General features: G+C 57.5%; 23 protein-coding genes. 16 read left to right on the forward strand and 7 right to left on the reverse strand.

Annotation, left to right across the window (positions count from 1 at the left end):
* Nucleotides 1–70 precede the first annotated feature (70 nt).
* The 7 genes from CFT65_RS06995 to CFT65_RS07025 all read left to right on the forward strand — a co-directional run bounded on the left by CFT65_RS06995 (nt 71) and on the right by CFT65_RS07025 (nt 7,624).
* Nucleotides 71–934, forward strand: a complete 864-nt coding sequence (locus CFT65_RS06995; protein ID WP_088827256.1) for a LysR substrate-binding domain-containing protein — start codon at nt 71–73, stop codon at nt 932–934.
* A gap of 56 nt (nt 935–990) precedes the next feature.
* Nucleotides 991–2,304 carry a DUF2252 domain-containing protein gene (locus CFT65_RS07000; RefSeq protein ID WP_088827258.1) on the forward strand — a complete coding sequence of 438 codons (1,314 nt, stop codon included), beginning with the start codon at nt 991–993 and terminating at the stop codon, nt 2,302–2,304.
* Between the two features lie 11 nt (nt 2,305–2,315).
* Complete coding sequence (locus CFT65_RS07005; protein ID WP_088827260.1) at nt 2,316–2,963, forward strand: DsbA family oxidoreductase; 648 nt, start codon at nt 2,316–2,318, stop codon at nt 2,961–2,963.
* A gap of 20 nt (nt 2,964–2,983) precedes the next feature.
* The gene (locus tag CFT65_RS07010) at nt 2,984–3,439 is read left to right on the forward strand and encodes a DUF4112 domain-containing protein (protein ID WP_088827262.1); all 456 of its coding nucleotides are present in this window, start codon (nt 2,984–2,986) and stop codon (nt 3,437–3,439) included.
* Nucleotides 3,440–3,555: 116 nt separating this feature from the next.
* Nucleotides 3,556–4,917, forward strand: a complete 1,362-nt coding sequence (locus tag CFT65_RS07015; RefSeq protein WP_088827264.1) for a glycine cleavage T C-terminal barrel domain-containing protein — start codon at nt 3,556–3,558, stop codon at nt 4,915–4,917.
* A 59-nt stretch (nt 4,918–4,976) separates the two neighbouring features.
* Entirely contained in the window at nt 4,977–5,891 is a 915-nt protein-coding gene (locus CFT65_RS07020) for a methylenetetrahydrofolate reductase (RefSeq protein ID WP_088827265.1), read from the forward strand.
* Nucleotides 5,888–7,624: a formate--tetrahydrofolate ligase gene (locus CFT65_RS07025; protein ID WP_088827267.1), complete on the forward strand. Its 1,737-nt coding sequence runs from the start codon at nt 5,888–5,890 to the stop codon at nt 7,622–7,624. The genes CFT65_RS07020 and CFT65_RS07025 overlap by 4 nt, the downstream gene beginning before the upstream one ends.
* Here CFT65_RS07025 and CFT65_RS07030 read toward each other — a convergent pair.
* From CFT65_RS07030 to CFT65_RS07040, 3 genes are all read right to left on the reverse strand, one after another.
* Nucleotides 7,616–8,740, reverse strand: a complete 1,125-nt coding sequence (locus tag CFT65_RS07030; protein WP_088827268.1) for a GlxA family transcriptional regulator — start codon at nt 8,738–8,740, stop codon at nt 7,616–7,618. The genes CFT65_RS07025 and CFT65_RS07030 overlap by 9 nt on opposite strands.
* 215 nt (nt 8,741–8,955) lie before the next feature.
* Nucleotides 8,956–11,526 carry a GcvT family protein gene (locus tag CFT65_RS07035; protein ID WP_088827269.1) on the reverse strand — a complete coding sequence of 857 codons (2,571 nt, stop codon included), beginning with the start codon at nt 11,524–11,526 and terminating at the stop codon, nt 8,956–8,958.
* Nucleotides 11,527–11,675: 149 nt separating this feature from the next.
* Nucleotides 11,676–11,819: a DUF3096 domain-containing protein gene (locus CFT65_RS07040; RefSeq protein WP_088827271.1), complete on the reverse strand. Its 144-nt coding sequence runs from the start codon at nt 11,817–11,819 to the stop codon at nt 11,676–11,678.
* Nucleotides 11,820–11,996: 177 nt separating this feature from the next.
* Between CFT65_RS07040 and CFT65_RS07045 the strand changes: the two genes are divergently transcribed.
* On the forward strand, nt 11,997–13,076 hold the full coding sequence (locus CFT65_RS07045; RefSeq protein WP_088827273.1) for a GGDEF domain-containing protein: 1,080 nt from the start codon (nt 11,997–11,999) through the stop codon (nt 13,074–13,076).
* Here CFT65_RS07045 and CFT65_RS07050 read toward each other — a convergent pair.
* The gene (locus CFT65_RS07050) at nt 13,073–13,816 is read right to left on the reverse strand and encodes a maleate cis-trans isomerase (RefSeq protein ID WP_088827275.1); all 744 of its coding nucleotides are present in this window, start codon (nt 13,814–13,816) and stop codon (nt 13,073–13,075) included. The two genes, CFT65_RS07045 and CFT65_RS07050, sit on opposite strands and share 4 nt — an antisense overlap.
* Before the next feature lie 95 nt (nt 13,817–13,911).
* On the opposite strand from CFT65_RS07050, the gene CFT65_RS07055 reads away from it, so the two are divergent.
* The gene (locus CFT65_RS07055; RefSeq protein ID WP_088827276.1) at nt 13,912–14,304 is read left to right on the forward strand and encodes a DUF2784 domain-containing protein; all 393 of its coding nucleotides are present in this window, start codon (nt 13,912–13,914) and stop codon (nt 14,302–14,304) included.
* A gap of 13 nt (nt 14,305–14,317) precedes the next feature.
* On the opposite strand, the gene CFT65_RS07060 is transcribed toward CFT65_RS07055, so the two are convergent.
* On the reverse strand, nt 14,318–14,521 hold the full coding sequence (locus tag CFT65_RS07060) for a DUF3185 family protein (protein ID WP_088827279.1): 204 nt from the start codon (nt 14,519–14,521) through the stop codon (nt 14,318–14,320).
* A 218-nt stretch (nt 14,522–14,739) separates the two neighbouring features.
* Here CFT65_RS07060 and CFT65_RS07065 point away from each other — a divergent pair, with 218 nt between their 5' ends.
* On the forward strand, nt 14,740–15,546 hold the full coding sequence (locus CFT65_RS07065; RefSeq protein ID WP_228705796.1) for a mandelate racemase/muconate lactonizing enzyme family protein: 807 nt from the start codon (nt 14,740–14,742) through the stop codon (nt 15,544–15,546).
* A gap of 37 nt (nt 15,547–15,583) precedes the next feature.
* Here CFT65_RS07065 and CFT65_RS07070 read toward each other — a convergent pair whose 3' ends face one another.
* Entirely contained in the window at nt 15,584–16,048 is a 465-nt protein-coding gene (locus tag CFT65_RS07070) for a hypothetical protein (RefSeq protein ID WP_088827281.1), read from the reverse strand.
* A 133-nt stretch (nt 16,049–16,181) separates the two neighbouring features.
* Between CFT65_RS07070 and CFT65_RS07075 the strand changes: the two genes are divergently transcribed.
* The 3 genes from CFT65_RS07075 to CFT65_RS07085 all read left to right on the forward strand — a co-directional run bounded on the left by CFT65_RS07075 (nt 16,182) and on the right by CFT65_RS07085 (nt 19,524).
* Nucleotides 16,182–16,505: a hypothetical protein gene (locus CFT65_RS07075; RefSeq protein WP_088827283.1), complete on the forward strand. Its 324-nt coding sequence runs from the start codon at nt 16,182–16,184 to the stop codon at nt 16,503–16,505.
* A 72-nt stretch (nt 16,506–16,577) separates the two neighbouring features.
* Nucleotides 16,578–18,608 (forward strand): alkyl/aryl-sulfatase, encoded by a 2,031-nt coding sequence (locus CFT65_RS07080; protein WP_088827284.1) that lies wholly within the window; start codon nt 16,578–16,580, stop codon nt 18,606–18,608.
* Between the two features lie 10 nt (nt 18,609–18,618).
* Nucleotides 18,619–19,524: a homocysteine S-methyltransferase family protein gene (locus CFT65_RS07085; protein ID WP_088827286.1), complete on the forward strand. Its 906-nt coding sequence runs from the start codon at nt 18,619–18,621 to the stop codon at nt 19,522–19,524.
* Here the strand turns inward: CFT65_RS07085 and CFT65_RS07090 are convergent.
* A complete protein-coding gene (locus CFT65_RS07090; RefSeq protein WP_228705797.1) occupies nt 19,521–19,703 on the reverse strand; it encodes a hypothetical protein in 183 nt (60 codons plus the stop codon). The two genes, CFT65_RS07085 and CFT65_RS07090, sit on opposite strands and share 4 nt — an antisense overlap.
* A 284-nt stretch (nt 19,704–19,987) precedes the next feature.
* Between CFT65_RS07090 and CFT65_RS07095 the strand changes: the two genes are divergently transcribed.
* From CFT65_RS07095 to CFT65_RS07105, 3 genes are all read left to right on the forward strand, one after another.
* Nucleotides 19,988–20,848 (forward strand): LysR family transcriptional regulator, encoded by an 861-nt coding sequence (locus CFT65_RS07095; protein WP_088827287.1) that lies wholly within the window; start codon nt 19,988–19,990, stop codon nt 20,846–20,848.
* Nucleotides 20,849–20,916: 68 nt separating this feature from the next.
* Entirely contained in the window at nt 20,917–22,800 is a 1,884-nt protein-coding gene (locus tag CFT65_RS07100; RefSeq protein ID WP_088827289.1) for a monovalent cation:proton antiporter-2 (CPA2) family protein, read from the forward strand.
* Nucleotides 22,801–22,867: 67 nt separating this feature from the next.
* Nucleotides 22,868–24,553, forward strand: coding sequence for a BamA/TamA family outer membrane protein (locus CFT65_RS07105; RefSeq protein WP_228705798.1), 1,686 nt, complete (start codon nt 22,868–22,870; stop codon nt 24,551–24,553).
* Nucleotides 24,554–24,555 lie beyond the last annotated feature (2 nt).

Below are 24,555 nucleotides of genomic sequence, written 5' to 3' on the forward strand. Positions count from 1 at the left end.
GAGGATATACTCGCTTGAGATATCACAAAAACAACGGTTAGTGATAAAAAGCATCACAGGAGTTGATGATTTGCGTCCCCGGATTCTTGATCTGAACGTTCTGCAAACGCTCGTGGCTATCGCCGATACCGGAACGGTTACCGCCGCGGCTGAGCGGCTTGCCTATACCCAGTCAACTGTCAGCATGCAGTTGCATCGCCTGGAAGCCATGTTGGAAGTGCCCCTTCACGAGCGAGAGGGCCGACGTATACGGTTCACCGCTGAGGGCGAACAGTTGATTGGTTACGCCCGGAAAATGCTGTCCCTGAACAACGAGGCACTGGATTCGCTCCGGCAGCGGCAGGTATCGGGGCAGCTGAGCCTGGGTATCCCCGAAGACTATGCGTTTTTGCTGACCTCCGTTCTTTCCCATTTCAGTCAGCTTTTTCCGGCAGTCCAGCTTCAGGTTATCTGTGGTTCCAGCGTCAGGCTTTTGCAGCAGGTGCAGGCCGGTGAGCTGGATCTGGCGGTTGTGACCCGTCAGACCCGCTCTCCCGGGGGTGAAGTGATTCGCCGGGAGCCACTGGTGTGGGCGGTCGGCGCCGAGAAACAGCCGTCCCTCACAGACCCCATTCCTCTTGCGCTCTACTCTCCGGGCGCTGATGTGTTCAGGGAGGTGGCGGAGCAGGCGCTGTTTTCTGCGGGTCGGCAATGGCGCCTGGCATACTCAAGTCAGTCGATGACGGGGCTGATGCCCGTTGTTGTGGCCGGATTGGCGGTGGTTCCTGTGACCCGCGATATGCTCACACCCCAGTTGCGGGTTCTGGACGAACGAAGCGGCATGCCCGCCCTGCAATCCATCGAGATGGCGCTTCATCGCCCGTCTGGCCGACCAACGGAGCCCGCACGGCAGATGGCGGATTTGATCCGCGAGCATCTGGCGGGAGATGGCTGACCGGCGTCCATGTTAGGCTGGATTCAGTCTTCGAAAACCATCAAAGAGAGCTGGATATGATCAAGGATCTGACGCTTCACAATCGGGATCAACAGGTCATTCAGGCGATCAACGAGAACAACTCTGAGCTTGATGCGCCGGCCCGCAAGAAAAAGTTTGCGGCCATGGCTGAGTCCCCCTACCGCTTTTTCCGTGGTACCAGCCATCTGTTCTGGCAGGACATGTACAACGACTGGCGATTTGCCCTGTTTGGCGGGGTGGCAGGTACCCAGACCTGGATACAGGGCGATGCCCATGTGTATAACTTCGGCGCCTTCGCCAACCATGATGGCGAGGTGATTTATGGGCTGGATGACTTTGATGACGCAGTGGTGTCGGATTACCAGTACGACCTGTGGCGGCTGGCGGTAAGTCTCGTGCTCGATACCCGTGCTAATGGCAGCTTTGATGATTCGGTCTGTCGCGGGGCGCTGGAAGCCCTGGTGGAGGGCTACCTCAAGACTGCGACCCGATACGGCAAGGGCGACCTGGAGCGGGAAATTCACTACACAGCGGATACCGCCGGCAAACCGCTGAAGAAGTTTCTGCAGAAGGTTGGCAAGAAGAAGGGCCGCAAACGCATGCTGAATAAGTGGACGCGTCTGCAGAAGAGCGGCAAGCGGGTTTTCGACGCCACTAATCCGAAACTCAAACGTTTGTCTCCCGTCGCCCGTAAACGATTCGTGGAGGCGTTCGAGGCCTATCGTGCGAAAAGAGAGAAAGGTGGCGAACATGACTTCTACCGGCTCAAGGACGTGGTTCGTCGCATCAGTGCGGGCACCGGATCCCTTGGCACCATGCGGTTTTATGCCCTGATCGAAGGCCAAGATGGCTCCCAGAACGATGACATCATCCTGGATATCAAGGAGCAGGGCGGGCCTTCCTTGCTGCTTGCCATGTCAAAAGCTGAACTGCAGGCCTACCGGCGGGTTTACCCCAACGAAGGCGTTCGGCACGAAGCGGCATTCCGTGCCCTGGCGGAACACCCGGACCGTTATCTTGGCTGGCTCGAATTCGAGGACAGGGTTTTCTCGATCAGGGAGAGGTCTCCTTTCAAGGACGATTTTCCCACTGACAAACTGGATAAGAAGAAGCGATTTCTGAAGATGGCTGCCACCTGGGGCGAAGTTCTGGCAACCGAGCACAAACGGGCAAGCCGTCCGCTTAATCCGGACCAACCGTTTATGTTTGAAGAGTCTGTGAAGCGCCTGACTAAAGACAGGGAGAGTGAATTTGTTACGTTGGTGGGAGCGATTGCCACCCACTACGCGGAATGTGTGGAACGGGATTTCCAGACCTTTCTTGATGCCTTTGAACCGTCCACCGATTGACAGGAATTTCCATGCAAAAAATCCACATTGACATTGTTTCCGACATCGCCTGCCCCTGGTGCGCGATCGGCTTTGCCCGCCTCGAAAAGGCCATGGCGCAGTTGGAGCCAGAGTATGAGTTCAGCGTGCAATGGCATGCGTTTGAACTCAACCCGGACCACAGTGGCGCGGGTGAACCTATCCTCCCGGCTCTGGCCCGGAAATATGGCCGGAGCGAGGATGAGATGCGCGCCGCCCAGGACCAGATGATGACAATTGCGAAAGATCTGAGCCTCAACTTTGAAAAGATGCAGGAACGATTCACCTGCAACACCTTCGATGCGCATCGGCTGGTGAAGTGGGCCGGCGAGCAGGGCAAGCAGACGGAGATGAAGCAGGCGCTTTTTGAGGCGTATTTCGGAAAGGCAGAGGATGTTTCAGACCAGAACGTGTTGCTGGGCTGCGTCGAGAGCCTGGGGCTGGATAGAGCCAGGGCTGAGCAAATTCTGGATTCTGACGAATTCGCCGACGTGGTTCGACAGGACGAAGCTACCTACCAACAGGCGGGCGTTTCTGCCGTGCCGGCGTTTATTGTGAATGGTAAATACCTGATCTCCGGCGCCCAGGAACCGGATACCCTGGTTCAGGCATTCGAGGAAATCGGCGCAAAGCCTGAATGATCGCTTGAGCTGGAGAGGATATGCCGAAACCATCCGAAGCCCGTCGGCGGGCCATTCTCGAGCGGCTGGATAAATTCAGCCGGTTTACGGATAGCAACATTGCTATTCCGTTTACCAATGTAAGGATTGGTGCAGAGGCTGTAATTGGCTTGCTGCCAGTGGTGGGAGACGCCGTGGGCCTGGTGCTCGCCGGCTACGTGCTGGTGGAGGCGCAGCGGGCGGGTGCTAGTAAGGCCGTTAAGCTTCGCATGCTGCGCAACATGGGTATTGATTTCCTGGGTGGGCTGCTGCCGGTGGTCGGTGATGCCTTTGACGCGGTCTATAAAGCCAACACCCGCAACACCCGCCTGCTCAGAAACTACCTTGAAAAAGAGTTGGCGATTGAACCGCCTCCTCCGCCTTTCCCCTGGAGGACCGTGATCTGGTTATCCATTCTGTTCGCCATCGTTACCGGTGGGTTGACGCTGGTCCTCTAGAGCGACTGCGGGCGCTCTGACGTTTTTAGTCGACTGAATGTCGTATTGGTTCCTCCCGGAAACCTGAAAGACGACCACATTAGGGCTATCGACAACCCGGTAAGAGGGAGATAGCAATGGCTGTTAAATTCGAGCAAGCACTTCTGGATTATCCACAACAAAGGGCGGGTGCTGCGCGCCTGCCCGAGAGCGTCGACCAGTCTGATCGACGCGTTCCGATCAACCTTCGTCAATCTGGACCCACGCCGGTGGAGATGCTGATTTCCACACGGGTCCGCAAGTCGCCGTATTGGCATCTGGCCTATGAGGCCGGCTGTTGGCGAGCGACAGTCTACAACCGTATGTACCATCCCCGGGGCTATGTCCGCCCTGAAGATGGTGGTGCCATGCTGGAGTATGAGTCGCTGATAAACGACGTCACCATGTGGAACGTGGCGGTTGAACGCCAGATTCAGGTCAAAGGCCCGGATGCCGAGCGGTTCGTGAATTACGTGATCACCCGGGACGCCACCAAGATCAAGCCCATGCGTGGCAAATACGTGATCCTGTGCAACGAAGAGGGTGGCATCATCAATGATCCTGTTTTGCTGCGGGTCGCCGAAGATGAATTCTGGTTCTCGCTTTCTGACAGCGATCTGGAGCTCTGGATGCGGGGCGTGAACATCGGGATGGGCTTCAATGTCACCATCGCGGAAATCGATGTGGCGCCTCTTCAGATCCAGGGCCCGAAGTCGGAAGCGCTGATGGCGGATCTTTTTGGCGAGGCGGTTCGTGAGATTCCCTATTACGGGCTGATGGAAGGCCAGGTGGCGGGGCACGACGTGATCGTTTCGCAGACTGGCTTCACTGGCGAGAAGGGTTATGAAATCTACCTCAAGGATGCCACCAAATACGCTGAAGACCTTTGGTATACCGTGCTGGCCGCTGGCGAAGCCCACAACCTCAGGGTAATTGCGCCTGCCCACCATCGAAGGATTGCCGCCGGCATTTTGTCCTGGGGCCAGGATGTGGATCAGGAAACCCTTCCGTTCCAGTGCAACCTGGCCTACCAAGTGCCGCGCAATAAGGAGGTCGATTACATCGGCAAACAAAAGCTTGAGCAGGTCCGGGAGCAGATGGAGGCCGGTCGCCCGCCGTTCAGCCACATTATGGTGGGTATCCGGTTTGGTGGAGGCAAGGTGACTGATTATGCCAACGATTTCTGGCTGATTAGCGGCCCGGATGGTGGTGACCCGGAGGGCTACGTGACATCACCGTGGTATTCACCCGAACTTGAGACAAACATTGCGTTGGCCTATGTGCCACTTGATCTTAGCTCTGTTGGCACACGCCTGACGGTTCATCTTCCGGTGGAGTACTCCGCTGCGGACGGCTCAACGGCTGTGGAGGCGGAGGTTGTCGAAATACCCTTCCGGCCTTCGGTGAATGCCAACGCCCGCGAAAGGGCCAGAGCCAAGGGTATCGACTTCGCCGACTGACAGGGCCAAGAGAGGCGGCGTTGGCAATGGCCGGGTAAAAACCGTTAAGGGTGGTAGGCATGACACAGGCAAAGAGAGGTCAGGCAGTCGCCTGGCCCGGGGAAGAGTCAGAAGCCAGGTTTCGAAAACTGGTGCGCTCCGCTTCCATCGAGGCAACACCCCGTCAGATCCTGACAACAGAGCATCTGCCAGACATGCTGCCAGCGGGTACCTGCGTGTACGTACCTTTCCTGCCAAAGGGTCATTTTCCCGATACGCTGGCAGCCTGTCGTCGCCTGTTGGATCTGGGTATGCAGCCAGTACCCCATGTGCCTGCCCGAATGGCCCAGAGCCGAGGGCAACTGCAGGACTGGCTGGCTCAACTGGATGAGAGCCAGGTCGACCGTTTTCTGCTGATCGCGGGCGACAGCGATGCGGTTGCCGGTCCTTTTCCCGATACCCTCGCCGTACTCGAATCCGGAGTGTTGTCCGAGTTCCAATTCCATGGGATAGGCGTGGCCGCTCACCCGGATGGCCATCCGATGGCGGATCGAGCAACGCTGGCGCAGGCATTAAGCATCAAGCGTGAGTACGCCCGTACGACAGCGACAAGACTCTGGGTCGTTACCCAGTTTACCTTTGACGCCAACCTGGTCACTGACTGGCTAAGCGGGTTGGGCGGCATTTTTGAGGAGGTGCCCGTCTACATCGGTGTGGCGGGTCCGACACGGATCAAAACGCTCATCGCTTATGCGGCCATGTGTGGGGTAGGCGCATCCGCCCGCATGCTGCTCCGTAGACCCGGCAGCGCGCGCAGGCTGGGCGCCTGGAAACCCGACGATATGGTCCGGGCATTGGCTCAGTATTGCCTGGAAAACCCGGAGACCCTGCTGCGGGGCATCCATCTGTTTCCGTTCGGAGGGCTGCGTCAGTCGGCTCAGTGGATTCAGGAACACAGCGGGTCCTTCGAGGACCAGAGGGAGGCAGTGTCATGAGTCTTCAGTACAGTCAACTGACATCCGAAGCGCCAGCGTCCTCAGATTTTCCGCCGCCGGGCACGCCGGATATCGAGATCGCCCGTTCGGTCCAGCCCCAGTCTATTCTTCTGCTGGCACAGCAGCGTTTCGGTTTGCCGGCGGAGAGCCTGGTGCCCTTTGGCCATTACAAAGCAAAGCTGGACATGGCTTATGTGGATACGTCTGCATCGGCACCCAGAGGCAAACTGGTCCTGGTGACTGCGATTACACCAACCCCTGCAGGGGAAGGAAAGACGACAACCAGTGTGGGACTGAACGACGGCTTCAACCGGTTAGGCATGCGCTCTTCCGTTTGTTTGCGAGAGCCTTCCCTGGGTCCCTGCTTCGGTATGAAGGGCGGGGCAGCTGGCGGAGGCCGGGCTCAGGTGATTCCAATGGAAGATATCAACCTGCATTTCAATGGTGACTTCCATGCCATCACCAGTGCTCATAACCTGCTGGCGTCACTGATCGATAACCATATTCACTGGGGCAATGAAGCCGGTCTGGATCCGCGTTATATAAGTTGGCGTAGAGTCATGGATATAACCGACCGGTCACTGCGAAACATGGTCTGTGGCCTGGGCGGGGCGGCGCACGGCGTGCCCCGTGAGACCGGGTTCGATATCACCGTTTCTTCCGAAATCATGGCGATTCTGTGCCTGGCAGACGGGCGTGCGGACCTGAAGCAGCGGTTGGGGAATATCATCATTGGACGGCGTCCTGACATGTCACCGGTGACGGTTCGTGACCTTGGCGTGGAGGGCTCGCTCACTGTTTTATTGAAAGAGGCGCTGCAGCCGAACCTGGTGCAGAGCCTGGAGCACAACCCCGTGTTCATCCATGGCGGGCCCTTTGCCAATATCGCTCATGGGTGCAATTCCGTTACGGCGACCCGTGCTGCCTTGGCCCTGAACGACGTGGTGGTGACCGAGGCTGGCTTCGGCGCCGATCTGGGCGCGGAAAAGTTCATTGATATCAAATGCCGGCACACGGGATTGCGCCCGGATGCGGCCGTGGTGGTCTGCACCATTCGGGCTCTTAAAATGCAGGGTGGTATTCCCCGCAGCCAACTTGCCATTCCTGACCTGGCTGCGCTGCGCGCAGGGGCTGCCAATCTTGAGCGGCATATCCGTAACCTGCAGCAATTTGGACTGACCCCGGTGGTGTGCATCAACCGTTTCCCGGAAGACACGGAAGAGGAGATGGCACTGGTCCAGTCCATCAGCGAGGAGTTGGGCGTGCGCGCAGTGCCCGCTGATCACTGGGCAAGCGGTGGTGAGGGCGCCACTGAACTGGCCAGGGCTGTGCTTGACCAGATGGATGAGGGCAGACCAGAGGTGGAATTTCTCTATGAAGACAGCCTGCCCCTGGCGGACAAGATTCGCACCGTCGCTACCCGCATTTACCATGCCGGAAGCGTGGAGTTTACAACGGTTGCCAAACGGCAGCTGGAGGAATATGAAAGCCTGGGTTTTGGTCACCTTCCCGTGTGCATCGCCAAGACCCAGTACAGCTTCTCGGTGGACTCGTCGGTGAAGGGCGCCCCATCCGGGCATATGTTGCCAGTGAGGGAAATGCGCCTGGCGGCCGGAGCCGGCTTCGTGGTGGCGGTCTGTGGCGACATCATGACCATGCCAGGGCTGCCACGGCGGCCTGCCGCTCTGGACATTGCGCTGGATGAGAATGGCCTTGTAGTGGGGTTAACCTGAGACGGTGCGCCCGGGGTAATCCTCAAAAGTCCCGTAGGTTGGCTCGGTTCGCGACCGTTTCAGGGCTTGCAGGGATGCAGACGGCAAGCTGGCCGCGGGGTCTTTGAGGAGACCCTCGGCATCAGTCGGAGCCAAGGCTTCCATCCGTTCATACTTGGGAGCGCGTCCCATGGTCTTTCTGTAGCAGCGACTGAAGTGGGTTGCGGAAATAAAGCCGCACAGGGAGGCGATTTCCACGATCGAACAGGAAGTCTGTTTGAGCAGCCGACGCGCCCGGTTTAGCCTTACTCTCAGGTAATAGCGTGACGGCGTACACCCCATATGTTTCAGAAACAGCCGTTCCAGTTGTCGGCGAGAGATACCAGCCAGCATTGCCAATTCCTGCAGTTCAATCGGCTCTTCGATATTGGCTTCCATCAGTTGCGCCGCTTCCGCCAGTTTGGGTTGTGCTTTGGCAAGGCCCGGATGCATTGGCATAGGTTGCTGTTCCCGGTCTTCCCGGATCCGATCACAAACAAACATGTGGGAGATCGCATTGCTGAGCTCCTGGCCATGGCGACGTCCCAGGAAGCTGAGCATCATGTGCATTGGTACGGTGCCACCGGTACAGGTCATACGCTCACGGTCGACCGTAAACAGGTGGTTGTTGGTCTGAACCCGTGGAAAGTCTTCCTGCATGGCTTCCAGACATTCCCAGTGGGCACTGCAGGCGTAGCCGTCCAGTAACCCTGCACTGGCCAGCACATAGGCGCCGGTACAGACCGCTCCCATAACGATATGACGCCGCGCCATCTGTTTCAGCCACTGGATTTCATGGCGTGAAAAACTGCGGGTGACATTAATGCCGGCAACAACAATGACCAGATCGAAGCTGTGTTCTTCCCGGATTCCGGCGTCCGGAACCATGGTGATACCGTCGCTGGCTCGGGCATAGCCGCCATCGGCCGTGAGTAGCTTCCAGGAATAGAGCTCCGTACCCGCCATTTGGTTGGCTACGCGCAGGGGTTCAACGGCAGTGGCAAGCGCAATCAGGGTAAAGTTGTCGATCAGAAGAAAGCCAACGCGATAGGGCTGCGCGATGCACCGGTCTGTTTGCGAGCCAATATCAATGGTCATAAGCAACCCCCGTTTGCCCTGTCTGGGCAAGTGGCAACGGCAACTGCCCTTATGACTTGAACCGCCACCACATCATGAACACTAGCTGTTGCACTCGGGTCGTGCAATAAGTGATCAGTTCCACTCCGATTCCATTGTAGGGCGTGCTCAGAATAGCAATGGTCCATAAGCGACATTAAGCATGCCGGAATAGCCCCCACGCGACCTGTCTTCCGTCAGGGTTTGACCCGCTCGTTGTCCGGATCAAACAGTGCCCGGTAACCCACCGCTTCGATTCGGATAGGGTAGTGCTCCTGGAAGTATTCCAGGGTCAGCTCACGCCCTTCCTGGGCGTACTCGGCGGGGATGTAACCCAGCAGGATGATCTTCCCCACTGAAGGCCCCCACGACACACTGGTGTTGTAAGAGCGGCGACCGAGGCTATCCACCAGCACTTCACCGGTTTGTGGGGCCAGAATGGGCCATTGGCCGATCGGGTAGCGCAGAATGCCGTTGGCATCCCGGTGCTCGGTCATGGTCATGGTGCACAGGTAGGCCGCCTGCCGGGGCCGCTCCCGCTGCTCCAGATACGCGGCCTTGCCATGGAAATCGGCTTCCTTGACCTTGGGCCGTTGCAGTCCGGCTTCGTAGAGATTGTATTCCGTTTCCAGGTCCACGTTCTGCAGTCGCAGGCTCTTCTCCAGGCGACGGGTATTGGCGTAGGTTTCGATGCCTACCGGCGTAACGCCGGCATCGTAGAGCAGGTCCCAGATTCTCAGGCCATAGCTGAAGGGGAAATAGAGCTCCCAGCCCTGCTCGCCAACGTAGGAAATCCGGAAGGCCCAGACCGGGACCCCTCGAATGTTCAGTTCCCGGGCGGTGGCAAACGGGAAACTGTCCGCGGACAACTGGTCCGGGTCGGTAACGAACTGGGCCAATGTCTCCCGGGCCTTTGGCCCCCAGAGGCCGAGGGTCGCCAGTTCGTCCGTTCGGTCATGCACCTGGATGTTGTCCAGCCCCTTCTCCCGGGCCATGCGGGTGATCCAGCAATAGTCCCGATGGCCGGTGTCGCCGCCGCAGACAACCCGATAATCTTGCACGCCCCGCCGAATGATGGTCAGGTCGGAACGCACGCCCCCGCGCTCGTCGAGGAAATGGGTGTAGACACCTTTGCCGTTGGGCGTGGTACCGCCGACTTTGGCAACCGACAGATATTCCAGCAGCGCCTCCGCGTTGTCACCGGAAATGTCGAAAATGGCGAAATGGGAGAGGTTGATCATGCCCACGGATTCGCTCATTTCAAGCTGTTCGGCGCTGGATACCTCCCAGAAGTGTCGGGCGTCCCATTCGTGTTCCCGCACGGGGATCCGGTCGCGATATTTCGCCAGGAGGGTGGACTCGTTGGCCGCATAACCGTGAGCACGCTCCCAGCCGGCGGCCTCCATGAAGTAAGCACCCAGGCCAACTTCCCGCAGGTAAAACGGGCTGGTTCGCATCTTGCGACCGGTAAGGTATGGCTCACGGGGGTGAACCGCCGGGGTGTAGATCTTCTTGGCGGTCTCGTAGCAGCGGTTGTAGACGAAGTCGGGCGTTTTCTGCAGTGGGTAGTGGCGGGCGATGTCGATACTGTGGGGATCCATCTCCGGTGAGCCGTGGGTCATCCAGTCGGCCAGCACCTTGCCCGCACCCGGGCCGTCCTTCACCCAGACCGCCTCGCAGAACCACAGATTACGGACTTCCGGGGATTCGCCCATGAGTGAACCGCCGTCCGGCGTTACAGAGAGCAGGCCATTGAACGAGTGCTTCTCTTCCCACCCCAGTTCGCCAAGGATCGGCGTCATCTCAATGGCCTTTTCGTAGGCGTCCATCACCTGGTCCAAGGAAAGATCCCGCATTGATGGCGACATCCGCGCATCACCGGGCTCCGCAATGGCGCCGGGGTAAACGAGCCGTGGGTTCTCTGCTTCGTAATAGCCCCACTCGATACGACCGCCTTCGGTGGTGGTTGGGTCGCCGGTGTCCCGCACATAGGCGGAATTGCCCTGGTCGCGGAACAGCGGATAGACGATCTGCTTGCCGGTGCCATTGAGCTCCTCGTAGGGGCCGAAAAACAGTAAAGGATGCTCCAGCGGCATCAGTGGCAGGGGGGCGTTGGCAGTGTGAGCCATCAAGGGGCCCCAGATGCCCATCGAAAGCACCACATATTCAGTCTGAATGTATCCCTTTTCGGTCTCAACGCCGCGAACCTGACCGTCCTGGACATCAATGCGGATGGCAGGTGTATAGGCAAAAGCCTGCAGTTTACCGGTGGCCACAGCTTCTTCCACCAGGTCGCCGGCCACTCTCTGGGAGCGGGGCACCACCAGTCCGGCATCCGGGTCCCACATGGCGCCCTGGATCTGACTTTCGTCGAGCAGTGGAAACAGTTCCTTTGCCTGTTTGGGCGATATTATGCTCACGTTGGTACCGAACGCTTTCCCGGACCCCACCTTGCGCCGAAGCTCGTCCATACGTTCGTCGTCATCAGAGCGGGCCACTTCCATTCCACCGCATTTCACGTAATTGCCGCGCTTTTCATAAAACGCCTGGCTGTATTTGGTGGTGTATATGTTCAACTTGTCGTGGGAAGTGGTGAAGCAGAAATCCGAAGCGTGGGATGTGGACCCGATATCGGTGGGAATGGCGGACTTTTCCAGGCCCACGATGTCATCCCAGCCTTGTTCGATCAGGTGGTGCGCTACCGACGAGCCAACGATACCGCCCTGGCCAATGATTACGACTTTCGCTCGTTTCGGTAGTTGTGCCATTTTTCTTCCCCTTTGCCTGCAATGAACGTCACTGCGCTGCCGCAACGGACAGGGCCTTGATTCAATGTGGCTCTAATTGGTCAGGGGAGGTAAATCCAATACGACACCGAGTCGTCCAAAAACGGCAAGGCCGGGAATGTCGGGCTGCCTTAAAAGGAATGCCCGAATAGACCGAGCACACCCAGCGCAATCAGGTAGCCGGCCACAATGTAATTGAGCAATTTGGGGAACACCAGTATGCCGATCCCGGCGCCAAGGCTGATAAGGGGGGCGAGTTCCAGATGCAGTGTCATAGCGCATTCTCCGATGGTTAGGGTAATCAAGAGACTCGGTCATGAGCTTGACAGTGGTCGTTTCTGATATCAAACCTTGCCGTCCGCAAGGATCTGACAAACTACTGGTTGTTTAAACGATAATTTGTTTAGATCTTTTGTGTGTCACGGTGATTGAGTCTTGCGAGAATTGTTTTTATGCCGAATATCGCGGTTGTCCCAAACACCACATCGTCCCGCGACATACTCTTGCTCCGGCTATCTATTCTGGTTGGCGGCGTACTGATTGCCCTATTCATGATTGGTGACTTGCAGCTGATCCCCCGGGAACTGGCAGGTGCCTATATCACCAACAGGGTTCTGGTCCAGCTTCCAATTCTCGCCAGCCTGCTCGCCGTCACCTTTTTTTCGCAATTCCGAAATTTTGCGCAAACAGCTTTTCTGGGGACAGTTCTTGCCCTCACATACGCTAATTACTACGTTATCCATGTTTCCTGGGCGCAGGCGGGGTTCAGTTTTCCTTATGAGGGAACTTTGCTTTACGCTTTTTTCGGTTTTTTCGTGTTCGGAATGAAATTCTATTACGCGTTAACCGCGATGCTGCTCAGTTCGCTTGGATTTATTGGCTTGATGCTGCTGGATCCCGTATACGGCGAGCGAACCTGGATGAACGCTGGATTCGTGGTTGGTTCGCTGTTCATTGGAGTGATTGGCAGGCACAGGATCGATCGGCTATTGGGTCAGCTTGAGGATGCCAATGAGCAGCTGGTTGCACTGAGCACCGTTGATGGGCTCACCGATCTGCTCAATCGCCGGGCACTGATGAGTGAATCCGAGCGTTTGTTCGCCCTGCAGCGGCGCTCCAATCAGCGACTCGCTGTGTTCATGATGGATCTGGATCATTTCAAGCAGTTCAACGACCACTATGGCCACCAGCAGGGTGATCAGGCTATTCGACTGCAGGCTGACATCATGAGGCAGGTATTCAAACGCCAGACGGATATCCTCGGGCGCTATGGTGGCGAGGAATTCATGGCTGTGATCGAGGGCGAGCATTCCGACCGGTTTGAATTCCTTGCTGCAGCGGTTCTGAAGCAATGGCAGGAGCGTGCAGTGCCGAACGAGGATAGCCCCGATAGCAAGGTACTCAGCTGTTCCATCGGAATCTGTCAGGGCCTGGCCAGCGAGTTTGATTCCATCGATGACATGATTCGAAGGGCCGATGAAGCGCTGTACCGCGCGAAAAAGCAGGGCCGTGCCAGATACGTCATCGCCTAGTCTTCGGGCATGTGTTCGAACAGACGGCCGAGCTCCGGTTGGGGAGCGAGCTTGCCGCATAGTCGCAAAGCCTCCCAGAAACTGACCTGATTGGCGGTCAGCGCCGGCTGCCCGATGGCTTGCTCCAGATCGTTGAGCCAGGCCGCAGAGTGGAGCGCAGTGTCTGGAATCAGCAGGGCATCGGCTTCTTTCCTGACGTTGGCCAAAGCAAATTCGATAACCGCGCCTTTCTCAAGCAACCCTACTTCCGCCGCTGTGATGATGCCGCGGCTGGCCAGATGCACAACTTCGATATCGAAATGATTGAGGAACGCCCGGAATCGCTGTGCGACGTCATCGGGGTAGGTGGCAGCGATGGCCACCCGTTTGGCGCCAATGGCTTTCACTGCTCTGGCGAATGCCATTGCCGTTGTGGAAGCGGGTACGCCCAGCAGTTTCTCGAGCGTGTCAATCTGCTGGCGAATACCGTCGAGGCCGAGCACAAAGCTCGCACTGGTCGAGGTCCATATCACCGACTCAATCCCTGAGTTAGCCAGTTTTTCTGCACCTTTTGAGAGACGGCTGATGCTGCCCATCTCACTGAGGGCTTCAACGGAATGGGCGTCCTCCAGGAATTCGGTGTGGATGAGAGTTACCTGCGCCGGAGGCTTCACCATGGAACCCATCAGGGGGTAATCATCTTCGGCCGCATGGCCCGGGTAGAGAAATCCAAGCCTGGCTGGAGGCGGTGTATGGCTCATTGATCGCTCCCTCACTGGCAGAGATTGACGTGCCTGTACAATAGACCAAAACTGGCAACTCGGCAGTCTTTGGAGATTAGCGATGGAGAGTAGCGATGGACAGTCAATGGTTACTGATCTTTGCTGATGCGCTCCTGATCCTGCACACGATGCTGGTGGCCTTCGTGATTCTGGGGCTGCTGGCGACGTTCGCTGGCTATTTTCTCCAGTGGCGCTGGGTTCGCAATGTCTGGTTCCGTCTCAGCCACCTGGCTGTGATTGTTGTTGTGGTTCTGCAGTCCTGGCTGGGTGTGCTATGCCCGCTTACGACCTGGGAAATGGCGCTTCGGGCAAAGGCCGGGGAGGCAGGCTATGAGGGATCTTTCATCCAGCACTGGCTGCATTCCATTCTGTATTACAGTGCGCCGGACTGGGTGTTTATTCTGGCGTACACGGTTTTCGGAGCGCTCGTCCTGGCCAGCTGGTTTGTGGTCAGGCCCGAGCGGTGAAAAGCAGGCAGGCTTATTTCTTGAAAAATGCCAGGAAAGCGCCGGCGGCAGCCGCGGCGGCACCGCCAATCAGGTACCACATGGTTTCGTCGGTAAAGCGGCCTGTGACGGTTTCGGTCAACTGGTTTCCCAGAGATTGGGTTGATTGGTAGCCGAAATAGAGTAGCCCAATGCCAACCACCAATAAAACGATACCGACCAGTTTTGAACTTCCCATTGAATTCTCCTTTTAATTGGTTCTGACAGTCAGCTTGCCACGGGCTCAGGAGCTCCGAAAGCTAATTCTAAAGAGTCTGGCCCTGGCAATATGGCATGGGACGCTGACATCAGTGGCTTGATCCGTTGGCACATGTTCTGAGCGAAACAGGGGGCAGGGACTACACTTCAATTGGATGTACAGTGGATCATTTTCAGGGGCTAAGCCCGAGTGCAATCATGCGTATCGCCAGTATTGCAGCCTACACCGCAGATCTTGAGTACACGGGCAAGGCCTATGCCTTTGCTGGAGGCCGTTCTCATCAGGTTTTCACCAGCACCGTTGTGGTTTTAACGACGGATACCGGGCTGGAAGGTTGCGGCGAGGTCTGTCCGTGCGGCCCCAACTACATGCCGGCGTTTGCCGAAGGAATTCCATCCTGCCTGTCCTTGCTGGCACCCGCGGTTATCGGTCAGGACCCCAGGGAAATCTCGTACCTCCATGAGCTGATGAATCAGGCTCTTACCGGCCAGGCCGTTGCCAAAGCGGCTATTGATATCGCCTGCTGGGACATTCTGGGAAAGGCCACTGGCCTTCCGGTCTATACCCTGCTTGGTGGCCTGCAGACGCCGTCCATGCCTTTGCACCGGATCGTTCCCCTGGCCGACCCGATTGAGATGCAGGTGTCCCTGCGCCAGTACCGCTCGGAGGGATTTCGCCATATCCAGATCAAGCTCGGGCACGATGTTGAAGAAGACATTGAGCTGGTTCGAGCCTTGAGCAAGCTGAAGCAACCCGATGAGCTCTGGATTGGCGACATCAATGCCGCTTGGCGGCGGGATCAGACCTTGCGATTTTCCCGGGCGGTGGAGGATGTGGATCTTTACCTGGAGCAGCCCTGCAAGGGGTATGAGGAATGCCAATCATTGCGGCAGCGGGTGCGGCATCGCAACGGCCGCGCCGGAGGTTTCAAGGGGGCGAATGACACTCAGCGACCGCCCGGGACTGGGTGTGGTCCCGGACTTCAAGGTGCTGACCTTGCATGATGTCTATGAGTGACCTCAGCCTGGATGACACGATTTCTCAAGGGCCAGTCTGGTCTTTGGGAGCCATCTTCAGAAATAATCCCAGGGATGCCAGCAGCAGGGCGGTGCTGATGATGATGGCAACGGGATAATAGAGGTTGCCGGCCAGCTCCAACTGGCTGTATTTGATGATCATGATCAGTCCTTCAAGCGACATGGCAACGCAGACCGTGCCTATAAAACGCGGCAGTGTCCGTCTCATCATGGTTATGACGTCGTGGGATTCTGAGCGCCCGCTGTATTCGGAGCGGATAACCATTGCCAGCTCGTAGACAGCGAGAGCGATGATGCTGCCGTTAACGCCCTTGATCAGCGCCTGCATGAGTTGCTGGCCAGATTGAAGGGCGCCGATCACCTCCATAACGGTGGCGCTGACCAAAGTGAACGCAAGCACGAAAAAAACGAGTGAAAATAGTCGGGCGAATAGTGCCCTGACTGGAATAGCGGCCAGCATGTTGACCATATTGGTTAGCCCTCAGCGTTGATCAAGTCAGGCGCAGGCTACTAACAAGTGAGGTAGATTTCGCTTAAGGATTGCTCATTCTCTGGTAATCTGGCTGAGCAAATATGACAACCCTCGGAGCGACTCGGCCCCAATGTCTGAAGATCCCCTCAAAACCCTGTCCGACCTTGCCAGCGATGCCCATGCCCGTATCCAGGCCACTCACCAGCACATCAATCCGATAGTGGAGGTTCGCCGGGGCATGCGTGATGCCGGAATACCGGCGGATGTGATGACCATTGACTGTCTTCGCACCCGCCGAAGGATCACGCTAATACTTCATGATGAACAGCCTGGCACTCTTCTGTACCAGTTCGTAACTATTGAAGATGAGGTAGGGAATGACTTCCAGCAGATGGCGCTTGGCGACATGACGGCTACCAGGCTGTTCGACTGGATTCAGGAGTATTTTGGCTGACCCACGCCGGCCATGACGGATACTGGGGTAAACTGTAGGTAACCAATGACAGTAGATCGATAGGTTAGCCGAATGTCCCTGCCCCTGAAGATCCTCCTTGCCCCTCTGTTTGGTATTTCACTCGCCCTGACCGGTTGCGATTCCGGCCCCGATTCTTCTGCAGCCAACAGTGCCGGACACAGTGCGCCGACGGCCACTACAGGGCAAGCCAATCAGGAGGTGCTTGGTCAGCGACCATTCGATAATCGTGACGATTTCGAGAACGCGCGACGCGGGCTGATTGCCCAGGATCCGGAACTGGTTATTGAACATCTTGACGGCGGCGAGGTCTGGAACATGCCGGCGTACGGATTTATCGATGAGGATGGAGAAAATGCCCCGGCCTCGGTCAATCCAAGCCTCTGGCGCCAGGCTGCCCTCAACAACATTCACGGGTTGTTCAAGGTCACCGACGGGCTCTACCAGATCCGGGGTTACGATCTGGCGAATATGTCGATTATCGAAAGCGATACGGGGTGGATTCTGGTGGATCCTCTGACCGCCCGGGAGACTGCCAGCAAAGCTTTCCTGTTTGCCCGCGAGCATCTGGGCGAAAAGCCGGTACGCGCAATTCTCTTTACTCACAGTCACATTGACCACTTCGGCGGCGTGCAAGGGATTCTCCAGCACCTTTCGGACGAGGAAAAAGCCAACCTGCGCATTATTGCGCCGGAGGGCTTTGAGGAAGAGGCGACCAGCGAGAACATTATTGCTGGCCCCGCCATGACCCGTCGGGCGATGTTTATGTATGGCAAACGCCTGGAGAGAGACGAACGCGGCCATGTTGGCACTGGTCTGGGCAAAGGGCCGGCGTTCGGCACCTTTGGCTTTGCCCCGGCGACGGATCTGATCAGCGAAACCGGCACGGAGCTGGAGGTGGACGGCGTGCCGATGATTTTCCAGATTGTCTCCGGTTCCGAGGCGCCAGCAGAGTTCACATTCTATCTTCCCGAGCAGAAGGCCTTCTGCGGTGCCGAGCTGGTCAGCCGCAACATGCACAACATCTACACCCTGAGGGGCGCGAAGGTTCGCGATGCCCAGCTCTGGAGCAGCTTCATCGACGAGGCAAAGACCCTGTTTGCCGATGCCGATATCTATTTCGGTAGCCACCACTGGCCATTGTGGGGGAAAGAGAATATCCGGGACTTCCTGGCGGTGCAGCGGGATACCTATAAGTTCATTCACGATCAGACGGTGCGTTTGATGAACCAGGGCGCCACGCCCCGGGAGATCGCCGACCAGCTCAAGCTGCCCCCGGAACTGAATCAGGCGTTTCACAACCAGGGTTACTACGGCACTGTGTCTCACAACGCGAAAGCGGTGTATCAGCATTACCTGGGCTGGTTTACCGCCAACCCGGCTCAGCTCGATTCGCTTCCAGAGACCGATTCGGCAAAACGTTATGTACAGATGATGGGTGGCGCGGAAAAAGTTCTGGAGAAGGCTCGAAAGGATTTCGAAGCGGCATCGGATATGAGCTCGACCGAGGGGCGCGACACCTACCGTTGGCTGGCGGAATTGCTCAATCATGTGGTCTTCGCCGAACCCGGGAATTATGAGGCAAAACGGCTTCTGGCCAGCGTCTATGACCAGCTCGGTTATCAGGCGGAAGCCGCCCCGTGGCGGGACTTCTATCTGACCGGTGCTTACGAGCTGCGCCACGGCTCGCCGGAAGAGGGCATCAAACCGGCGATGATGAGAGAGATGCTGCTGCACACGCCAGTATCGCTGTTCTTCGACAGCATGGCGGTGCGGCTCAAGCCTGAGGACGCAGAAGGCGAGAACACCACCATCAAGATCGTGTTCACGGATCTGCAGGAAAGTTATTTGCTGACTCTGAAACATTCAGTGCTTCACAACCGTCTCATCAGTGAGGATATTCCTGCTGACGCTACATTGCGCCTGACGCGGCCTCTGTTCGTAGACCTTTTGATTGGACGGGCAGGGCTGAAGGAACTTCTGTTCAGTGACGAGATCAGCTTTGAGGGAAGCAGGCTCGACCTGATAGGCTTCTTCAGCATGCTGGACAAGCCTCAGGGCCGGTTCAATATCGTGACACCCTGATGAGTACTTTATGAAATCTGTTGCACTTCTCGACGGCGGCCTGGGCCAGGAAATCTATCGCAGGGCCATGAACGTTACGTCACTGCTCTGGTCAGTGGCGGTAATGCGGGAGCAGCCGGACGTTGTTACCGATGTCCATGCTGATTTTATCCGGGCGGGGGCCCGTACCCTGACGCTGAACACCTATGCCGCAACGCCCACGCGACTGGCCAGAGAAGGCCTTGGTGACGAGATCGGAGCCATACATCAGCGAGCGTTCGACGTACTGGAACGTGCCATCGAGTTAACGGGCGCCGACGTCGATATCGCCGGTTGCCTTCCACCGCTGGTTGGTAGCTATCGAAGCCAGCCTGCCCGGACCTTTGAGGATTTGAAGTCGGAGTTCGACATCCTCGTTGAACTGCAGGGTGGGGCAGATGTCTTCCTCATCGAAACCATGACGAACTCGCTCGAGGCGAAAGCTGCCTGTGCCGCCGCCGCTGAATCAGGCAAGCCCTTCGGGGTGGCGTTCCGGCTGGAAACGGATGGCAAGCTTCGGTCCGGGGAAACGCTTGCAGAGGCTGTCGAAGCGGTTAAGCCGTTCGGGCCAACAGCGGTCATGCTCAATTGCTGTGATCCGGAGGTGATCTCTGAGGCAATGCCTGAGCTGGCCGGGCTGTTCCCATGCACTGGCGGTTACGCCAACGCGTTCAAAACCGTTGAGCCTATGGCCAGTGGAGCTCTGGTGGATGAACTGGAAGCGAGGCCGGACGTTTCACCCGGGTTGTATGCGCTGCAGGTGCAACAGTGGTTGGAAGATGGAGCGGGCGTTGTGGGCGGCTGTTGTGAAATTACGCCCGAGCACATCAGCCATCTGGCCGATGTGCTGACAGGCGAGTATAACCTGGTACGGTTCTCAGAATTGGCCCACAGTTAGCCGGCGAGTCGAGGACTTTTTGTCCTGCGCGCTTCCATGGCGCGTCTGGAACGACGTGCCTCGATATATTGCATCGCATCGTTCCGGAGGGGAAGGTGCAGGGCGCCCTCCAGATCATGGCGGTCATAGCCGAGATCCGACAGTGTGTCATCTTTCTCTTTCAACAATGACTGCGCCATACGTCGGAACTGCTGGCGTCTGCTATATCCCTCTATCCAGGATGTAATTGGCTGCATTGCGGAGTTGGAGTAATGCTCTGTGCTCTTCAACATGTCTACGGCCCCGACGGTTGGTGAATGGCTTGCAGCAGCTCGTTTGGAGACGTCGTTTAACTCGCTCACGGGTGCCTACATCCCGTATTCTGGTACTGTCTCTGCCTTCAATCAAACGAAAAGAATTTAAGATCTCGTTCAGCTATGCTTAAGGCAGTTGCAGGCCAAAAAACTATCCGTAAGGTCCGTCCATGAATATGCCTCTGCTTGATAACGATGTGCTCCGGAGTTTTGTTGCCATTGCGGAACACGGCACGTTCACCAGTGCTGCCAAAGCCGTGCATCGCACACCGTCAGCCCTCAGCATGCAGATCAAACAGCTTGAACAGAACCTCGGCAAAACCCTGTTTATCCGGGAGCCCAGGAGAGTCACTCTGACTGCAGAAGGTGAGGTTCTCCTTGATTACGGGCGCCGCTTGTTGCGACTGAATGAAGAGGCAGTGCAGCATTTTATCTCGCCGACTCTTGAGGGGAAGGTGGGTATTGGTACCTCCGACGACGTTGGCACCCGGATTCTGCCCGAAGTGTTGGCAGAATTTGCCCGATCCTATCCGGCAGTGCTCGTGGACGTTGTGGTCGGCTCCAGCAAGCAGAATCTCGCTCGTCTGGACGCCGGTGAACTGGATATGACCCTGGTGACCGTGGCCGACGAGGGTCGTATTCCCCGCGGTGAGGTGGTCCACCAAGAACCGCTGGTCTGGGCTGGGCGGGAAGGCTGCTCGGCTTACCAGCGGTCTCCCCTCCCCATTGCCATGGCTCACGAAGGATGCGCCTGGCGCCGGATGACCCTGCGTGCGCTGGATAAAGCCGGCATATCCTACAGGATCGCCTATACCTGCGAGCATTGTTCAGGGCAGGAAGCTGCCATGCTGGCAGACCTTGCCGTAGCTCCGTTTCCGCAGAGCCTGATACGCCCACCCCTCAAAGAGGTGGCCGGTGACAGCCTGCCGGAAATCGGCTTCTATCAGCTGGCGCTGGTACGGCGGGGTTCAAATCCTCTTAACGATGCGCTTGCCTCCCATGTGAAAGAAGCCTTCCAGGGTCTACGCTAAACGGAGCTGCCAGGAATGGCCTTTTGCACACCCTCTAGCCTCCCGACTTTGAATCAAGGACATCATTGATGACAGTTTATTTCGTCCAGGCCTTTATTTACCTGGTCGCAGCAGTGATCGCTGTGCCACTGGCAAAACGTTTGGGTCTGGGATCCGTCCTTGGCTATCTCGTGGCCGGTGTGGTGATTGGTCCGGTCACGGGGCTGGTGGGGCAGGAAGCTAACACCATCCAGCATTTTGCCGAGTTTGGCGTGGTCATGATGTTGTTCCTGGTTGGCATGGAGCTTGATCCCAAGGCGCTCTGGGCCATGCGTGTTCGTCTGGTTGGTCTTGGTGGACTCCAGGTGGTGCTAACGGCGGCAGCCGGCACGGCTGTGGCGGCATGGATGGGACTGCAGTGGCAGACAGCACTTGCGGTTGGGCTGATCTTTGCCCTGTCGTCCACGGCGATCGTCCTGCAAACCCTCAACGAAAAGGGGCTGGTTAAAACCGAAGGCGGGCGCAGTGCTTTCTCCGTTCTGCTCTTTCAGGACATCGCTGTCATCCCGATGCTTGCGCTGATCCCCTTGCTGGCATTACCGGAACTCATGGACTCTGCCGGTACTTCCAATGGCGACGGCGGCAACCTGAGTCTGGTGGACAGTCTTCCTGGCTGGGCCCATGGGCTGGTTGTGGTTGCGGCAGTCGGTGCCGTCATTGTGGGCGGCCACTACCTGAGCCGACCCCTGTTTCGCTATGTGGTGCAGTCGGGGCTGCGTGAAGTATTCACTGCTACGGCGTTGATGCTGGTCATCGGGATTGCGGCCCTGATGAGCCTGGTGAATCTGTCCCCGGCGCTCGGGGCCTTCCTGGCTGGCGTGGTGTTGGCCAACAGTGAATTCCGCCATGAGCTCGAAGCGAATATAGAACCTTTCAAAGGGCTGCTGCTGGGCCTGTTTTTTATCACGGTTGGCGCTGGCATTAATTTTGATGTTTTGTCCGCACAATGGGGCACGGTTGTGTCGCTTGCGGCCGCCGTGATCGCCGTCAAGGCCGCGATCCTGCTCGGTCTCGCGTTGCTGTTCAAGGTGCATGGCAGCAATGGCTGGCTGTTCACCCTGTCCTTGGCCCAGGCTGGTGAATTTGGCTTTGTGCTCCTGACCTACAGTGTCCAGAACAGTGTGATTGCCGTGGAAACCTCCCAGGTGCTGTCCTTGGTGGTGGCGTTATCCATGTTCCTGACGCCTCTGTTGTTTATCGTTTATGACCGCGTGGTGCTCCCGCGTTATCGGCGTTCACAGAACGACGACCGGGAGGCGGATACCATCGATGAGCAGGCGCCGGTTATTGTTGCCGGTGTCGGTCGGTTCGGCCAGATTGTCTGCCGGCTGCTGCGGGCCAATAAGGTGCCCATTGTTGCACTGGACCATGAGATCGAGCAGATCGAAAACCTCCGGCAGATCAACATCAAGAGTTTCTTCGGGGATGCCAGTCGGCCAGACTTGCTGGAAACCGCAGGCATCGAGCAGGCCCGTCTGCTTGTAGTGGCCATCGACGACCGTGACCGCTCGGTCCAGATGGTTGAGCACGTGAAGCAGTTCTTCCCCGGTGTCTGGGTGCTGGCTCGCGCTTTCGACAGAGGGCACGGGTACCGACTGCGAGAAGCAGGGGCCGATGATGTGGTGAGTGAAACCTATCATTCGGCGCTCGAACTTGGCGGTCATGCCCTGACTGCCATGGGCGTTCATCCAATGCGTGCCCGTCAGATGACCTGGGCCTTCCTGAATAATGAGAAAGCCCATGAGGATGAGCTGTTCGACGCATGGAAGGAAATTGAGGAGGGTATTCGCTTCAGCCCCCGCTACGGGGAACTATTCATGAAGCTCGAAGAAGCCCTGAGCAGCGCCATGCATAGCGACTGGGAAGAACCAAAGCAGGAGGATGTTCCCATATGGCGACCGCCGGACCGCTGACATTGAAGTAACGCTGGGCTAAATTATTGTCTATGCGGCTGTAGAGGTCAGTATGGTTTTCAGGAAAATGCTTGTTGTATCAGGGCTGCTTTTCGCCGGATCTTGCCTTGCTGCCGAATCGCGCAGGGATGTCTGCGTTACCAGCAGTATCCAGCCGGAAGCCATTGATCTGGACACGCCGAGGGATCAGCTCGCCCGCCAGAACGATCTGGTGATTCCGGAGGGCGCGCGTATTGGCAGCATCCGAATTCTTCGCCGCCCCATCTTTGATACCACCGACCCTGAGCAGGACAACGCGCTCTATCGAACCCTGAACGCACTCAATACACCTACCTGGGAGTCTGCCTTGCGTGCCCAGTTGGTGTTTGAAGAAGGGGATGTCTACGAGCCCGAGCTTATTTCTGAATCCGAGCGGGTGCTGCGCCAGCGGGAGTATTTGACCGCTGCATGGGTGGGCGTAACTCGTGTTTGTGGAGACGAGATTGAGGTAAGCGTTCTGGCGCGCGATACCTGGACACTCTTTCCCAGTGTCGGTGTATCAAGGTCCGGGGGCGAGAACACTACCAACTTCGGGCTGTCTGATCCCAACTTTGCCGGGTCGGGCAAGAGCCTTGGTGTCGGCTATGCGAAGGACCCGGACCGCACCGAAACCAGTCTGTATTTTGATGATCCCAACGTCTTTGGTTCGCATTGGCAGGCGGGGTTCTCGTTTGATGAGAGAAGCGACGGCCGGGGCCGCGGCGCCTACCTCGAGAGGCCTTTCTTCAGTGAGACCACCGACTGGCGTTTTGGGCTGAGCGCCATCGACGACGAGCGGGAGGAGTCGCGCTACGTCGGAGCGGAGGCTATTGCAGATTATCGGCGCAGCCAGGAGTTCTTCAGTATCGACGGAGGCTGGCGTCTGGCTGAGAGGAACGACCGGCAACTGAGGTTGCTTGCCGGCTACCGCTACGATGCACTCGTGTTCGACCGTTTGCCCAACGAACCCAATCTCGACATCCTCCCCGACAACCGGACCCTGAGTTACCCCTGGGTTGGCTTCGATTACCGCCAGAACCGCTTCCGGGAAATGACCAACCTGACCCGGCTACAGCGGGTGGAGGACGTGCGCGATGGATTTGTGTGGCGAACCGAGTTGGGCTACTCCGGCAGTGGGCTGGGTGCTACCGAGGACCGTGTGGTGCTGAATATGGATTTTCAGGATGTACTGCATGTATCCGAGACAAACTACGCCCGCTATCACCTCAGCCAGAGTGGCACTTACCGTCTCGACGAGGACCAGGTGGAAAACCTGCTGGGCACAGTGAGCGTTCGGTACTTCCATGGCGGTTCCGAGCGGTGGAACAGCTGGTACACCAATCTGGCGTTCACCGCAGCGCACAATCTGACAGCCGATCAGCAGCTGCTGATTGGCGGGGAGAACGGTCTGCGCGGCTATCCCAGTGAATACCAGCAAGGTAACCGCCGGGTATTATGGACCCTGGAGCGGCGCTACTTCCCGGATTGGCATCCGTTCAAGCTGTTTCGGGTAGGAGGTGTCCTGTTCACCGACGTAGGCCGCACCTGGTTCACCGACGACCGGAATAGTGGGCCGGATGAAGGCGTGCTGAAGGATGTTGGCTTCGGCATGCGGCTGGCGTCCAGTCGGATCGAGGTGCAGCGGATGCTGCACCTCGACTTTGCCTTCCCGCTGGATGGTGATGACAGTATTGATGATTTTCAGATTCTGCTGCGAGGCCGAAGCCAATTCTAGAG

The sequence above is a fragment of the Marinobacter sp. es.048 genome (assembly GCF_900188435.1).
Lineage (GTDB): Bacteria > Pseudomonadota > Gammaproteobacteria > Pseudomonadales > Oleiphilaceae > Marinobacter.